We start from the raw sequence: 320 nt of genomic DNA on the forward strand, positions 1-320 counted from the left end.
GCCACCAGCTTCATGCAGCGCGATTATTCCTTTAAGAACCCGCCTTACAACCAGCAACACGCCCATCAGCGCGGTGAGGACAACGGCTCTGCCGGAGATTATGCGCTCTATGAATATCCGGGGCGCTACAAGGCCGATGGTGTTGGCAAGCCGTTCACAAAACACCGGCTGGAGGCAGCACGTGTTGAGGCCACCACAGGGCATGGGGCGACCAATGCCATTCACCTGATGGCCGGTCATCAGTTTGCGCTCACGGACCACCCGAACAGCGATTACAACATCAAGTATCATTTGCTCACCGTCTCGCATCAGGGTAGCCA

Annotated in this window: 1 protein-coding gene; it reads left to right on the forward strand. The window is 56.9% G+C overall.

Annotation, left to right across the window (positions count from 1 at the left end):
- Positions 1-320: contractile injection system protein, VgrG/Pvc8 family (locus tag PPL9_RS20685; protein WP_280139069.1), on the forward strand; the 320-nt coding region annotated here is incomplete at both ends.

Source organism: Pseudovibrio sp. POLY-S9 (assembly GCF_001431305.1).
Taxonomy (GTDB): Bacteria; Pseudomonadota; Alphaproteobacteria; order Rhizobiales; family Stappiaceae; genus Pseudovibrio.